Origin of the sequence: Burkholderia sp. B21-005, from assembly GCF_020843965.1 — a bacterium.
Classification (GTDB): Bacteria; Pseudomonadota; Gammaproteobacteria; order Burkholderiales; family Burkholderiaceae; genus Burkholderia; species Burkholderia ambifaria.
The window spans coordinates 108,529-123,704 of sequence record NZ_CP086301.1; the positions used below are offsets into that span (position 1 = coordinate 108,529).

Annotated in this window: 8 protein-coding genes; 7 read left to right on the forward strand and 1 reads right to left on the reverse strand. The window is 66.5% G+C overall.

Annotation, left to right across the window (positions count from 1 at the left end):
* Nucleotides 1-29 precede the first annotated feature (29 nt).
* The 3 genes from atpD to LMA02_RS00520 all read left to right on the forward strand — a co-directional run bounded on the left by atpD (nt 30) and on the right by LMA02_RS00520 (nt 4,075).
* The gene (atpD, locus tag LMA02_RS00510; protein WP_043184897.1) at nt 30-1,424 is read left to right on the forward strand and encodes a F0F1 ATP synthase subunit beta; all 1,395 of its coding nucleotides are present in this window, start codon (nt 30-32) and stop codon (nt 1,422-1,424) included.
* A 244-nt stretch (nt 1,425-1,668) separates the two neighbouring features.
* Complete coding sequence (locus LMA02_RS00515; protein ID WP_006477288.1) at nt 1,669-2,094, forward strand: F0F1 ATP synthase subunit epsilon; 426 nt, start codon at nt 1,669-1,671, stop codon at nt 2,092-2,094.
* A 253-nt stretch (nt 2,095-2,347) separates the two neighbouring features.
* On the forward strand, nt 2,348-4,075 hold the full coding sequence (locus LMA02_RS00520; protein WP_228906382.1) for an AMP-binding protein: 1,728 nt from the start codon (nt 2,348-2,350) through the stop codon (nt 4,073-4,075).
* 716 nt (nt 4,076-4,791) lie between these two features.
* On the opposite strand, the gene LMA02_RS00525 is transcribed toward LMA02_RS00520, so the two are convergent.
* A complete protein-coding gene (locus tag LMA02_RS00525) occupies nt 4,792-5,592 on the reverse strand; it encodes a transporter substrate-binding domain-containing protein (protein ID WP_228906384.1) in 801 nt (266 codons plus the stop codon).
* A 149-nt stretch (nt 5,593-5,741) separates the two neighbouring features.
* Between LMA02_RS00525 and hemE the strand changes: the two genes are divergently transcribed.
* The 4 genes from hemE (at nt 5,742) to LMA02_RS00545 (ending at nt 15,077) form a co-directional block, all read left to right on the forward strand.
* On the forward strand, nt 5,742-6,836 hold the full coding sequence (gene hemE, locus LMA02_RS00530; RefSeq protein ID WP_279607256.1) for a uroporphyrinogen decarboxylase: 1,095 nt from the start codon (nt 5,742-5,744) through the stop codon (nt 6,834-6,836).
* Between the two features lie 448 nt (nt 6,837-7,284).
* The gene (locus LMA02_RS00535; RefSeq protein ID WP_228906386.1) at nt 7,285-9,546 is read left to right on the forward strand and encodes a primosomal protein N'; all 2,262 of its coding nucleotides are present in this window, start codon (nt 7,285-7,287) and stop codon (nt 9,544-9,546) included.
* A 374-nt stretch (nt 9,547-9,920) separates the two neighbouring features.
* Nucleotides 9,921-13,853 carry a trifunctional transcriptional regulator/proline dehydrogenase/L-glutamate gamma-semialdehyde dehydrogenase gene (gene putA / locus LMA02_RS00540; RefSeq protein ID WP_228906388.1) on the forward strand — a complete coding sequence of 1,311 codons (3,933 nt, stop codon included), beginning with the start codon at nt 9,921-9,923 and terminating at the stop codon, nt 13,851-13,853.
* A gap of 84 nt (nt 13,854-13,937) precedes the next feature.
* Nucleotides 13,938-15,077, forward strand: coding sequence for a branched-chain amino acid ABC transporter substrate-binding protein (locus LMA02_RS00545; protein WP_175665549.1), 1,140 nt, complete (start codon nt 13,938-13,940; stop codon nt 15,075-15,077).
* The last annotated feature ends 99 nt before the right edge of the window (nt 15,078-15,176 follow it).

Consider the following 15,176-nt stretch of genomic DNA (forward strand, 5'->3'; position numbering starts at 1 on the left):
TAAAGAATCAGGTATTTAAAGGAAAAGCGATGAGTACTGCTGCTTTGGTAGAAGGCAAGATCGTACAGTGCATCGGCGCCGTTATCGACGTGGAATTCCCGCGCGACAGCATGCCGAAGATCTACGACGCGCTCATTCTCGATGGCTCGGAACTGACGCTCGAAGTCCAGCAGCAGCTGGGTGACGGCGTGGTCCGTACCATTTGTCTGGGTGCATCCGACGGCCTGCGCCGCGGCCTGACCGTGAAGAACACGGCAAAACCGATTTCGGTGCCGGTCGGCAAGCCGACCCTCGGCCGTATCATGGACGTGCTCGGCCGTCCGATCGACGAAGCTGGCCCGATCGAAAGCGAAGTGACGCGTTCGATCCACCAGAAGGCTCCGGCGTTCGACGAACTGTCGCCGTCGACCGAACTGCTCGAAACGGGTATCAAGGTTATCGACCTGATCTGCCCGTTCGCAAAGGGCGGCAAGGTTGGCCTGTTCGGCGGTGCTGGCGTGGGCAAGACCGTCAACATGATGGAGCTCATCAACAACATCGCGAAGGAACACGGCGGTTACTCCGTGTTCGCGGGCGTGGGCGAGCGTACCCGTGAAGGGAACGACTTCTACCACGAAATGAAGGACTCGAACGTTCTCGACAAGGTCGCGCTGGTGTACGGCCAGATGAACGAGCCGCCGGGCAACCGTCTGCGCGTCGCGCTGACCGGCCTGACGATGGCCGAGCACTTCCGTGACGAAGGCCTCGACGTGCTGTTCTTCGTCGACAACATCTACCGTTTCACGCTGGCCGGTACCGAAGTGTCGGCACTGCTCGGCCGTATGCCGTCGGCAGTGGGCTATCAGCCGACGCTGGCTGAAGAAATGGGCAAGCTGCAGGAACGCATCACGTCGACCAAGAAGGGCTCGATTACGTCGGTTCAGGCCGTGTACGTCCCTGCGGATGACTTGACCGACCCGTCGCCGGCCACGACCTTCGGCCACCTGGACGCAACCGTCGTTCTGTCGCGTGACATCGCTTCGCTGGGTATCTACCCGGCGGTCGACCCGCTCGACTCGACGTCGCGCCAGATCGACCCGAACGTGATCGGTGAAGAGCACTACTCGATCACCCGTCGCGTTCAGCAGACGCTGCAGCGCTACAAGGAACTGCGCGACATCATCGCGATTCTGGGCATGGACGAACTGTCGCCGGAAGACAAGCTGTCGGTCGCGCGTGCGCGTAAGATCCAGCGTTTCCTGTCGCAGCCGTTCCACGTCGCTGAAGTGTTCACGGGTTCGCCGGGCAAGTACGTGCCGCTGAAGGAAACGATCCGTGGCTTCAAGATGATCGTCGACGGCGAGTGCGACCACCTGCCGGAGCAGGCGTTCTACATGGTCGGTACGATCGACGAAGCCTTCGAAAAGGCCAAGAAGATCTCGTAAGGGGCGGGCGTAACGCAGCGGGCGCCGTGCGTCCGTGATGGATACCATGATGGTATCTTTTCGCGGATCGGAGCCCATGCGACACGCTCAACCCGCCGTGCATGGGATCGGAGTCAGCGCGCAAGTGTCCGCTCCGATCGACCGCCGCGAGGAAAGAGTAAGCGCTGAAGCGCCAACTCTTTCCAAGCGCGGCATGGGACGGGAGTAAGCGCTAAAGCGCCAACTCCCGTCGGCAGGAGTCGATATGGCAACCATCAAAGTAGACGTCGTCAGCGCGGAAGAGCAGATCTTCTCGGGCGAGGCGAAATTCGTCGCGCTGCCGGGCGAAACGGGTGAGCTGGGTATTCTGCCGGGTCACACGCCGCTGATCACGCGGATTCGTCCGGGTGCGGTGCGCATCGAAGTCGAGGGCGGCAACGACGAATTCGTGTTCGTCGCGGGCGGCATTCTCGAAGTGCAGCCGGGCGCCGTGACGGTGCTCGCCGACACCGCGATCCGCGGCAAGGACCTCGATGCGGCGAAAGCCGAGGAAGCGCGCAAGCGTGCCGAGGAAACGCTGCAGAACGCGAAGTCGGACCTCGACCTCGCAAAGGCGCAATCCGAGCTCGCGACCGCGATGGCGCAGCTCGAGGCGATTCAGCGCCTCGCGAAGATTCGCAGCCGGCACTAAGCCGCGCGCGCGTATCTCGCGAAAGAAAGCAGCCTTCGGGCTGCTTTTTTTTCGCCCGTCGTTTTCATCTGATTTTTGCGTGCCGGATCATACCGTCCGGTCGTGCTATTTCATCCGTCCGCCGCGATTTGCTGTCAGAGTATCGTCAGCCGCGCGCGTCATCATCCGTGTTGAGGTTATCCGACGCGATTGCGCGGCGGAGGCGGGCGGCGGAAGCGCGCAGGGCGATCAGACAAAAAGGACGGAGACATTCATGGCAGCAGACCTTGGCGTGGGCGCGCTGATCGCGCCCGAAAACGGACTGTCGTACGTGCGCGGCGCGATCGACGTGCCGCTATCCGAAGCGACGATCAGCCGGTTCCTGCTCGACACGGTCGGCCGCTTTCCCGATCGTCCGGCCGTCGTGTTCCGCGAACAGCAGGTGCGCTGGACCTGGCGCGAGTTCGCGCACGAGGTCGACGTGCTCGCGGCCGGCCTGGCCGCGCTCGGGATCGTGAAGGGCGATTGCGTCGGCATCTGGTCGCCGAACCGCAGCGAATGGCTGCTCACGCAGTTCGCGACCGCGCGGATCGGCGCGGTGCTCGTCAACATCAATCCGGCCTACCGGCTCGCGGAACTCGAATACGCGCTGAACAAGGTCGGCTGCAAGGCCGTGATCGCCGCCGAGCGCTTCAAGAGCTCCGCGTACGTCGAGATGCTGCAGACCATCGCGCCGGAGCTCGCGAGCGCGACGCCGGGCAACCTGCAGGCGGCGCGCGTGCCGAGCCTGCGCACGGTCGTGTCGATGGGCGAGGTCGTGCCGGCCGGCATGTTCCGCTTCGCGGACGTGATGGCGCGCGGTCGCGACACGCTCGACGTCGCGCGGCTCGATGCGATCGGCGCGACGCTCGCGGCCACCGATCCGATCAACATCCAGTTCACGAGCGGCACGACCGGCAGCCCGAAGGGCGCGACGCTCACGCACCGCAACGTCGTCAACAACGCGCGCTTCATCGCGATGGCGATGCGGTTCAGCGAGCAGGACTCGCTGTGCATCCCGGTGCCGCTGTATCACTGCTTCGGGATGGTGCTGGCCGTGCTCGCGTGCGTATCGAAGGGCGCGGCGATGGTGTTCCCCGGCGAGGCGTTCGACCCGGTCGCGACGCTCGCGGCCGTCGCCGACGAACGCTGCACCGCGCTGCACGGCGTACCGACGATGTTCATCGCCGAACTCGATCATCCCGAGTTCGCGAAATTCGACCTGTCGACGCTGCGCACCGGGATCATGGCCGGCTCGCCGTGCCCGATCGAGACGATGAAGCGCGTCGTGTCGCAGATGCATCTGTCCGAGATCACGATCGCGTACGGAATGACGGAGACGAGCCCCGTATCGTTCCAGAGCTCGACCGACGATCCGCTCGAGAAGCGCACGACGACGGTCGGACGCATTCAGCCGCATCTGGAAGTGAAGATCGTCGATCCGGAAGGGCGCATCGTGCCGGTCGGCGCGACGGGCGAGCTGTGCACGAAGGGCTATTCGGTGATGCTCGGCTACTGGGACGACGACGCGAAGACGCGCGAAGTGCTGGTCGACGGCTGGATGCATACGGGCGACCTCGCGACGCTCGATGCGGATGGCTACTGCAACATCGTGGGCCGTCTGAAGGACATGGTGATCCGCGGCGGCGAGAACGTGTATCCGCGCGAGATCGAGGAATTCCTGTTCAGGCATCCGAAGATTCAGAGCGCGCAGGTGTTCGGCGTGCCCGATGCGAAGTACGGAGAGGAGCTGTGCGCGTGGATCGTGCTGCGTGCGGACGAGCAGATGTCGGAGGACGACGTGCGCGCGTTCTGCAATGGCCAGATTGCGCACTACAAGATTCCGCGCTACATCCGCTTCGTCGACGAGCTGCCGATGACGGTGACGGGCAAGGTGCAGAAGTTCGTGATGCGCGAACGGATGATCGAGGAACTGAAGCTCGACGTGCAGAAGACCGCTTGAAACGACGGGCGGCCTGAAGGCGGGAAAAGCGCGGCGGCCTTTGAGCCGTTGCGTGCGGGCCGCTGCGTTTTCAATGGACGAAAAAAAGCGGGCTTATTAGCCCGCTAAAAACCACACGCTACGGGGTTAGCGCGAGGAGACCAAAGATGAAACCGAGTCCGGCGGGGGGCCGGAAACGACTCCAACAGGGATGCCCCTCGGAAGGGCTTCGGTACGTGACCGACTGGCTCGCAGCGCTTCGCGTCCGCTCACACTTGGCACACGAGACCGCATCCGTGTTGAAACCGTTGAGGCCCATTGTGGGCGAATTAATGACCCCTCGCGGTAACAAAGTGTTTCAGGTTGTAACGCCCGCCAGATAAGGCTTTCCGGGATTTTTTGCTGTTTTCGGGATCCTGAAAATGGTCATATTTACTTATCGTTTCCGCAGAGTTTTCATCGTGTGCGCGCAATGCGTTTTTCATGCGTATCGGCATCGCTGAATTGCCGATTTACACGACCGAACGTGCATCGCATGGCAGCTACCGCGTATGACGATTCATTCGTCGGAAAGATTTTGAAACGTGATCGGCGGCCGCGATAGTCGGCCGTTCGGCCAGTTTCACGGTTTTGCGACCGCCGCGTCCCGCGCCGATGTGTAACGGCGCGGCGCGTTAGGCGTCAGGGACGCGGGGTCGGTGCCCGTTATCGGCCGCCGTTGCCGTGCGCGATCGCGCTTATTTCAGCCACTTGTCGGAAATCGTCTGGTACTCGCCGCTCGATAGCGCGAGGTGCAGCCACTGGTCGACGTACTGCTGGAACGCGACGTCGCCGCGCGGCACCATGTACGCCTTTTCGCCGAACTGGAACGGCTTGTCCGGATGCACGGAGCAGAGGCCCGGATTCAGCTTTTGCTGCAGCAGCGTCTCTGACGCATCCGTCACCATCACGTCCGCCTTGCCCGCGAGGATCTGCTTGAAGATGGTCACGTTGTCAGGGTAGACGCTCAGGTTCGCGTGCGTGAAGAACTGCTTCGCAAAGCGCTCGTTGGTGCCGCCCGGGTTCACGATCACGCGGGTCTCGGGCCGGTCGATCTGCGCGACGGTCTGGTACTTGTCGGCGTCGGCGCAGCGCGCGATCGCCGTCTTGCCGTCGACCACGTACGGCTGCGTGAAGAACACGCGCTTCTGGCGCTCGAGCGTCGTCGATACGCCGCCCACCGCGATATCGCACTTCGCGACAAAGTCGTTGGTGAGGTTCGACCAGCTCGTCTTCACGAAGTCGGCCTTCACGCCGAGCGATTTCGCGAGCGATTCGGCCATGTCGATGTCGATGCCCTCGAAGCGGCCGTCCGTCCGGTAGTACGAATACGGCTTGTAGTCGCCCGTCGTGCACACGCGCAGCGTGCCGCGGGCGAGCACGTCGTCGAGCCGCGAGCCTGCGCCGGCGGGGGACGCGGCTGCGGCGGTCTGAGCGTGCGCGGCGGCGCAGCAAAGCATGGTGGCGGCGGCAAGCGCGGCCAGCGCGAATGTCTTCATCGGTCTCCTCCTTCGTTCGGGTTGATATCAGCGTCCGATCATAACGGAGCCCTCGCGCGCGTCATATGGCCGCCATCGCATCGGCATACGCAGCGGCACGGCCCCGCTCCGGTAAAATGCCGCTTTGCCTTCGCATCGTCGCTCCTACCGTGGCCCATAACCTGCTCAACGACACCTTCCTGCGTGCGCTTCTGCGCGAGCCGACCGACTACACGCCGATCTGGCTGATGCGCCAGGCGGGCCGCTACCTGCCCGAATACAACGCGACGCGCGCACGCGCCGGCAGCTTCCTCGGCCTCGCGAAGAATCCCGACTACGCGACCGAAGTGACGCTGCAGCCGCTCGAGCGCTTCCCGCTCGACGCCGCGATCCTGTTCTCGGACATCCTGACGATTCCCGACGCGATGGGTCTCGGCCTCGACTTTCAGGTCGGCGAAGGGCCGAAGTTCGCGCATCCGGTGCGCACCGAGGCCGACGTCGCGAAGCTCGCGGTGCCGGACATCGAAGCGACGCTCGGCTACGTGACGGGCGCCGTGCGCGAGATCCGCCGCGCGCTGACCGACGGCCAGGGGCGCCAGCGCGTGCCGCTGATCGGCTTCTCGGGCAGCCCGTGGACGCTCGCGTGCTACATGGTCGAAGGCGGCGGGTCGGACGATTTCCGCACGGTGAAGTCGATGGCGTATTCGCGCCCCGACCTGATGCACCGGATCCTCGACGTGAACGCGCAGGCCGTGGCCGCGTACCTGAACGCGCAGATCGAAGCCGGCGCGCAGGCCGTGATGATCTTCGATACGTGGGGCGGCGCGCTGGCGGACGGCGCATACCAGCGCTTCTCGCTCGACTACATCCGCCGCGTGGTCGGCCAGCTCAAGCGCGAGCACGACGGCGAGCGCGTGCCGGTGATCACGTTCACGAAGGGCGGCGGGCTGTGGCTCGAGGAAATCGCGGCGACCGGCGTCGACGCGGTCGGGCTCGACTGGACGGTCAACCTCGGCGCCGCGCGCGAGCGCGTCGCGGGGCGCGTCGCGCTGCAGGGCAACCTCGACCCGACGATCCTGTTTGCGCCGCCGGCCGCGGTGCGCGAGCAGGCGCGCGCGGTACTCGACAGCTACGGCAATCATCCGGGCCACGTATTCAACCTGGGTCACGGCATCTCGCAGTTCACGTCGCCGGATCACGTCGCCGAACTCGTCGACGAAGTGCACAGCCACAGCCGCAAGATCCTTAGCGGAGCGGCGGGCTGAGCGCAAGCGCTGTCATGCTGCACTGCGGCGTGACAGCGTTTCGCTGTCGGCACTAAACAGGGCGCAAGCCCGTACCGGTTGCCGATTCATGGCTTGTCAAGACTTGACTTATGCACATTTTCCACGTTGCAGCGCGGTAGAGCCCTGTATCGGTCGAATTGTCTCGCTATGGTTTGGTAATTTGAATAGCAGCCTTATGGAATAAGGCTCCGCGGGGCGCGGCTGAGGGCGGGCCAAATCGGCGGAAAGCACGGCCCCGCGCGCTTTGCGGCGGTTGAACGGCGAGTTCTCAACAAAGTTATCCACAGGCTGTTCAGGGTATACGGCGATTCCTAATGCGAATCCAAAACTTAGCGCCGAATCTGAAGTTTTACTTTAAGTTCGCCACCTTGACGCGAATGCGGGCGCCGGCCGTTCGCACGACCCGAACCGCCGCCGGAGCGCGCTGATGGGCGATACCTACCTGCGCGTCGCGCTCGACCACCCGCTCGCCACCCTGTTCGACTACCGCTGCGACGTCCAGCCGGCGCCGGAGCCCGGCACGCTCGTCCAGGTGCCGTTCGGCAAGCGGCAGGTCGTCGGGCTCGTGTGCGAAGTGACGGCTCACACCGACGTGCCGCCGTCCCGGTTGCGGGCGATCGACGCAATTTGTACCGAACTGCCGCCGCTGGCGCCGGACTGGCTCGCGCTCGTGTCGTTCGCGGCCGATTACTACCAGCGCGGCCGCGGCGAAGTCGCACTGCCGGCGTTGCCGCAGGCGTTGCGCGATGCGCAGCGCTGGGGGCGGCTGCTGGCGCCGGAGGTGCGCTACCGGCTGAGCGAAGCCGGCCGCGCCGCGCTTCCCGACGCACTGCCCGCGCGCGGGGCCGCGCTGCGGCGGCTCGCGCAGGCGCTCGCCGACACCGATTCGCTGACGTTGCCCGACGCGCGCGCGTTGCACCCGAAGGCGGTCGCCACGCTCGACGACTGGGCGGCGCGCGGCTGGGTCGCGATCGAGGAGATCGGCTGGGCCGATGCGCCTGTGCCCAAAGCTGTGGATAACCTGTCGACAACCAGTGGACGAGCTGTGCCGCCGGCGCTCACCGACCAGCAGGCCGAGGCGCTCGACGCGATCCGCGCCGGGCAGGGTTTCGCACCGTTCCTGCTGCATGGCGTGACGGGCAGCGGCAAGACCGAGGTCTATCTGCATGCGCTTGCCGCGCTGCTCGAGGCGCGACCCGACGCGCAGGCGCTCGTGCTCGTGCCCGAAATCAACCTGACGCCGCAGTTCGAGGCCGCGTTTCGCGCGCGCTTCGCGGGCACGCTCGCAGACGACGCGATCGTCACGCTGCACAGCGGGCTGGCCGAGGGCGAGCGTGCGCGCAACTGGCTCGCCGCGCACACGGGTCGCGCGCGGATCGTGCTCGGCACGCGGCTCGCGGTGCTCGCGTCGCTGCCGACGCTCGCGCTGATCGTCGTCGACGAGGAACACGAGCCCGCGTACAAGCAGCAGGAAGGGTTGCGCTATTCGGCGCGCGATCTCGCAGTGTGGCGCGCGAAGCATCTCGGCATTCCGGTCGTGCTCGGTTCGGCGACGCCGTCGCTCGAAAGCTGGTGGCAGGCCGAGCAGGGGCGCTACACGCGGCTCACGCTGTCGCGCCGCGCGGTGGCCGACGCGACGCTGCCCACCGTGCGGCTGATCGATCTCGAAGAGGAGCGGCGACGCGGGCGCGCGTCGCTGGGCGGGCTGTCGGGGCCGCTCGTCGCGGCGCTGAAGGCGCGGCTCGAGCGCGGCGAACAGAGCCTCGTGTTCCTGAACCGGCGCGGTTACGCGCCCCAGCTCGCGTGCGACGCGTGCGGCTGGGTCGCCGGTTGCCCGCGCTGCAGCGCATACGTCGTGCTGCACAAGCCCGAGCATGCGCTGCGCTGCCATCACTGCGGCTGGGAAGCGCGTATTCCGCACTCGTGCCCGGAGTGCGGGAACGTCGACATCGCGCCGCTCGGGCGCGGCACGCAGCGCATCGAGGAGGCGCTCGCCGAGGCCGTGGCGGGCGCGCGGATACTGCGGATCGACGCGGACAGCACACGACGCAAGGGCAGCGCGCAGGCGTTGTTCTCGGACGTGCACGCCGGTGAAGTCGACATCCTGGTCGGCACGCAGATGATCGCGAAGGGGCACGACTTCCAGCGCGTGTCGCTCGTCGGCGTGCTCAATGCGGACACCGCGCTGTTCTCGCACGACTTTCGCGCGAGCGAGCGGCTGTTCGCGCAGCTGATGCAGGTGAGCGGCCGCGCGGGGCGCGCCGGGCTGCCGGGCGAGGTGCTCGTGCAGACGCGTTATCCGCGTCACGCGCTGTATCACGCGCTCGGCCGGCAGGATTACGTCGGCTTTGCGAATTCGACACTCGGTGAGCGCCGCGACGCGCACCTGCCGCCGTTCGTCTACCAGGCGCTGCTGCGCGCCGAAGGACGCACGCTCGACGCGGCGCTCGCGTTCCTGCTGCAGGCCGCGGCCGCGCTGCCGGGGCTGCCGGGCGCCGATCGGGTGACTGTATACGACGCGGTGCCGATGACGATCGTGAAGGTCGCGAACGTCCACCGCGCCCAGCTGCTGCTCGAAAGCGCGTCGCGGGCGGCACTGCAGCATGCGCTGCGCGCGTGGCTGCCCGAGCTGCGCGCGCTGAAGGGCGTCCATCGGTGGAGCCTCGAGGTCGATCCGCTGGATATCTGATCCGAGCGCCGTGGCCGCGGCCGTCGTGCCGCGCGCCACCATGTGACGCCATGTGACACCCGGGCCAGCTGTCGAGGCCCCTTCCATACCCGCTTGCGGCACCCGCCGGGCCGCCCCAGTGCAACCGTTTTTCCTCTCCGCCCCTCACCCCGCGGGTTGCCCACGCGCGCCAAATCAGTCCGATCAGGGAAAACACCGATCCGCCGACCACGGGCAACCCCTAGGTTGCAACGATCTAAGTGGCTGATTATATTGGCTAACTTGTAGGTGCAACCAATATCGCAATTCGGTTGCACCTTTTTATTGCGTGCCGTAGGATTTCGCGCATCCTCTCACACCACATTGCCGGGCTCGCACCGGCGCACGAACCCACCATGGCAAGCACGACTCTCGGCGTCAAAGTCGACGACCTTCTCCGCTCGCGCCTGAAAGACGCGGCCGCGCGTCTCGAGCGCACCCCCCACTGGCTGATCAAGCAGGCGATCTTCGCGTATCTCGAGCGGATCGAGCACGGCCAGTTGCCGCCCGAGCTGTCGGGCCACAGCGGCGTGACGGAGCTCGCCGACGGTCAGGCGGCGGACAGCGACGACGACAACTCGCCGCATCCGTTCCTCGAGTTCGCGCAGAACGTGCAGCCGCAATCGGTGCTGCGCGCGGCGATCACGGCCGCGTATCGCCGCCCCGAGCCGGAATGCGTGCCGTTCCTGCTCGGGCAGGCGCGCCTGCCGGCTAACCTGCAGGCCGACGCGCAGGCGCTCGCGACGACGCTCGTCGAGGCGCTGCGCGAGAAGAACTCGGGCGGTGGCGTCGAAGGGCTGATCCACGAGTTCTCGCTGTCGAGCCAGGAAGGCGTCGCGCTGATGTGTCTCGCCGAAGCGCTGCTGCGCATTCCCGACCGCGCGACGCGCGATGCGCTGATCCGCGACAAGATCAGCAAGGGCGACTGGCGTTCGCACGTCGGCCACGCACCGTCGCTGTTCGTGAACGCGGCGACCTGGGGGCTGATGATCACCGGCAAGCTCGTGACGACCAACAGCGAAGCGGGCCTGTCGTCGGCGCTCACGCGCCTGATCGGCCGCGGCGGCGAGCCGCTGATCCGCAAGGGCGTCGACATGGCGATGCGCCTGATGGGCGAGCAGTTCGTCACCGGCGAGACGATTTCCGAGGCACTCGCGAACAGCCGCAAGTACGAAGCGCGCGGCTTCCGCTACTCGTACGACATGCTCGGCGAAGCGGCGACGACCGAAGAGGACGCGCAGCGCTACTACGCATCGTACGAGCAGGCGATCCACGCGATCGGCAAGGCGGCCGGCGGCCGCGGCATCTACGAAGGCCCGGGCATCTCGATCAAGCTGTCGGCGCTGCACGCGCGCTACTCGCGCTCGCAGCAGGACCGCACGATGAGCGAATTGCTGCCGCGCGTGCGCGCGCTGGCGCTGCTCGCGCGCCGCTACGACATCGGCCTGAACATCGACGCGGAAGAAGCCGACCGCCTCGAACTGTCGCTCGATCTGCTCGAGGCGCTGTGCTTCGATCCGGAGCTCGCGGGCTGGAACGGCATCGGCTTCGTCGTGCAGGGCTACCAGAAGCGCTGCCCGTTCGTGATCGACTACCTGATCGACCTCGCGCGCCGCAGCCGTCACCGCCTGATGATCCGCCTGGTCAAGGGCGCGTACTGGGACAGCGAAATCAAGCGTGCGCAGGTCGACGGCCTCGAAGGTTATCCGGTCTACACGCGCAAGATCTACACGGACGTGTCGTACCTCGCGTGCGCGAAGAAGCTGCTCGCGGCGCCCGACGCCGTCTACCCGCAGTTCGCGACGCACAACGCGTACACGCTGGCCGCGATCTATCACCTGGCCGGCCACAACTACTACCCGGGCCAGTACGAATTCCAATGTCTGCACGGGATGGGCGAGCCGCTGTACGAGGAAGTCACGGGCCGCGACAAGCTGAACCGTCCGTGCCGCGTGTACGCGCCGGTCGGCACGCATGAAACGCTGCTCGCGTACCTGGTGCGCCGTCTGCTGGAGAACGGCGCGAACACGTCGTTCGTGAACCGCATCGCGGACAAGTCCGTGTCGGTGAAGGAACTGGTCGCCGATCCGGCCGACGAGGCGTCGAAGGTCGTGCCGCTCGGCGCGCCGCACGCGAAGATCCCGCTGCCGCGCCACCTGTACGGCGACGAGCGTCCCAATTCGATGGGCCTCGACCTGTCGAACGAACATCGTCTCGCGTCGCTGTCGTCCGCGCTGCTCGCGAGCGCGCATCATCCGTGGCGCGCGGCGCCGATGCTCGCCGACGACGCGCTCGCCGACGCACCGGCGCGCGACGTGCGCAACCCGGCCGACCTGCGTGACGTGGTCGGCACGGTCAGCGAAGCGACGGCCGAACACGTGAGCGCGGCGCTCGCGCATGCGGTGGCTGCCGCGCCGATCTGGCAGGCGACGCCGGTCGATGCGCGCGCCGACTGCCTGGTGCGCGCGGCCGACCTGCTCGAAGCGCAGATGCACACGCTGATGGGCCTGATCGTGCGCGAGGCCGGCAAGTCGTTGCCGAACGCGATCGCTGAAATTCGCGAAGCCGTCGACTTCCTGCGCTACTACGCGGCGCAGATCCGCGACGAATTCTCGAACGACACGCATCGTCCGCTCGGCCCCGTGGTCTGCATCAGCCCGTGGAACTTCCCGCTGGCGATCTTCATGGGCCAGGTGGCCGCTGCACTGGCAGCCGGCAACACGGTGCTCGCGAAGCCGGCCGAACAGACGCCGCTGATCGCCGCACAAGCCGTGCGCCTGCTGCGCGAGGCCGGCGTGCCGGCCGGCGCGGTGCAGTTGCTGCCGGGCACCGGCGAGACCGTCGGCGCGGCGCTGGTCGCCGATCCGCGCACGCGCGCTGTGATGTTCACCGGCTCGACCGAAGTCGCGCGCCTGATCAACAAGACGCTGTCCGCGCGCCTCGACCCGGACGGCAAGCCGATTCCGCTGATCGCGGAAACGGGTGGCCAGAACGCGATGATCGTCGACTCGTCGGCGCTCGCGGAGCAGGTGGTCGCGGACGTGCTGCAGTCGTCGTTCGACTCGGCCGGTCAACGGTGTTCGGCGCTGCGCGTTCTGTGTCTGCAGGACGATGTCGCGGACCGCACGCTGACGATGCTCAAGGGCGCGATGCACGAGCTGGCGCTCGGCAACCCGGACCGTCTGTCGACCGACGTCGGCCCGGTGATCGACGCCGAAGCGAAGCAGACGATCGACACGCACGTCGCGACGATGACGGACAAGGGCCACACGGTCACGCAGCTGCCGTCGCCGGAAGCCTGCGCGCACGGCACGTTCGTGCCGCCGACGCTGATCGAGATCGGCAGCATCGACGAGCTCAAGCGTGAGGTGTTCGGCCCCGTGCTGCACGTCGTGCGCTACCGCCGCAATCAGCTCGACAAGCTGCTCGAGCAGATCCGCGCGACCGGTTACGGCCTGACGCTCGGGATCCACACGCGTATCGACGAGACGATCGCGCACGTGATCTCGAACGCGCACGTCGGCAATATCTACGTGAACCGCAACGTGATCGGCGCGGTGGTCGGCGTGCAGCCGTTCGGCGGCGAAGGGCTGTCGGGCACGGGCCCGAAGGCCGGCGGCGCGCTGTACCTGCAGCGCCTGCTCGCGACGCGTCCGTCGGGCCTGCCGCGTTCGCTCGCGCAGACGCTGATCGCCGACGGCTCGGTCGAAGGCGACCAGCGCGGCAACCCGGCGGCGGCGCTCACCGCGCTGCGCGACTGGCTGATCGAGCAGCGCGAACCGGCGCTGGCCGCGCGCTGCGACGGCTATCTGGCGCAGGTGCCGGCCGGCGCGACCGCGGTGCTGACCGGCCCGACGGGCGAGCGAAACACGTATACACTCGGCCCGCGCGGCACGGTCCTGTGCGTCGCGGCGACGCCGAGCGGTGCGCGTGCGCAGTTCGCGGCGGTGCTGGCGACGGGCAACCGCGCATTGTTCGCCGGTGCGGCGGGCGAGGCGCTGGTCGCGGCGCTGCCGGCTGCGCTGAAGGCGCATGCGGCCGTGCGCAAGCAGCCCGACGCGCTGTTCGACGCGGTGCTGTTCGAAGGCGACAGCGACGAACTGCAGACGCTCGTGAAGGACGTCGCGCAGCGCCCGGGCCCGATCGTATCGGTGCAGGGCGTGTCGGCTGGCGCGTTCGAGAACGGCGATGCGGAAGACTACGCGCTCGAGCGACTGCTGACCGAGCGCTCGGTCAGCGTGAACACGGCCGCGGCGGGCGGCAATGCAAATTTGATGACGATCGGCTGACCATCCTTGCCGTTCGGATCAAACAAAGGAAGCGGCAAGGCGATCCCGAAGCCGCTCCATTTACCCTGGTACCAAGGAGATGCTATGCAACACACGATGAAAAAGGTGGCAGGCGCGACGTTCGTCGCTGTCATGTCGCTGGCGGGGACGGCCCATGCGGACGACGTGAAGATCGGTTACGCAGGGCCGATGACGGGCGCCCAGGCTCACTACGGCAAGGATATGCAGAACGGGATCGCGCTCGCGCTGGAAGACTTCAACGCGACGAACCCGAAGATCGGCGGCAAGCCGGTGAAGTTCATGCTCGAGACGCAGGACGACCAGGCTGACCCGCGCACCGGCACGACGGTTGCGCAGAAGCTCGTCGACGACGGCATCAAGGGCATGCTCGGCCACTTCAACTCGGGCACGACGATCCCGGCCTCGCGCATCTACGCGAACGCCGGCATTCCGGAAATCGCGATGGCGACGGCGCCGGAATACACGCAGCAGGGTTACAAGACGACCTTCCGCATGATGACGTCCGACACGCAGCAGGGCTCGGTGGCGGGCACGTTCGCGTCGAAGGATCTCGGCATGAAGAAGATCGCGATCGTCGACGACCGCACGGCCTACGGCCAGGGTCTCGCCGACCAGTTCGAGAAGGCCGCGAAGGCCGGCGGCGCGACGATCGTCGACCGTGAGTTCACGAACGACAAGGCCGTCGACTTCAAGGCGATCCTGACCAAGCTGAAGGCGGCGAAGCCGGACCTCGTCTACTACGGCGGCGCGGATTCGCAGGCAGCGCCGATGGTCAAGCAGATGAAGACGCTCGGCATGACCGCACCGCTGATGAGCGGCGAAATGGTGAAGACGCCGACGTTCCTGAAGATCGCGGGCAACGCGGCCGAAGGCACGATCGCATCGCTGGCAGGTCTCCCGCTCGACGAAATGCCGGGCGGCAAGTCGTACGCCGAGAAGTACAAGAAGCGCTTCGGCGAAGACGTGCAGACCTACTCGCCGTACGCCTACGACGGCGCGATGGCGATGATGAACGCGATGAAGAAGGCCGATTCGACCGATCCGGCGAAGTACCTGCCGGTACTCGCGAAGACCGACATGGCCGGCGTCACGTCGACCCACGTCGCGTACGACGCGAAGGGCGACCTGAAGAACGGCGGCATCACGATGTACAAGGTCGAGAAGGGCGAGTGGAAGCCGCTGAAGAGCATCGGCGGCAAGTAAGCACGATGGTATGACGGGGGTTCGCGGCGCCGTGAAACGGGAGTTTTGCGGTGTCGGCGGCCAGCGTCGAACGCCTGCTGCAAGCGCGATGCGCTTGTG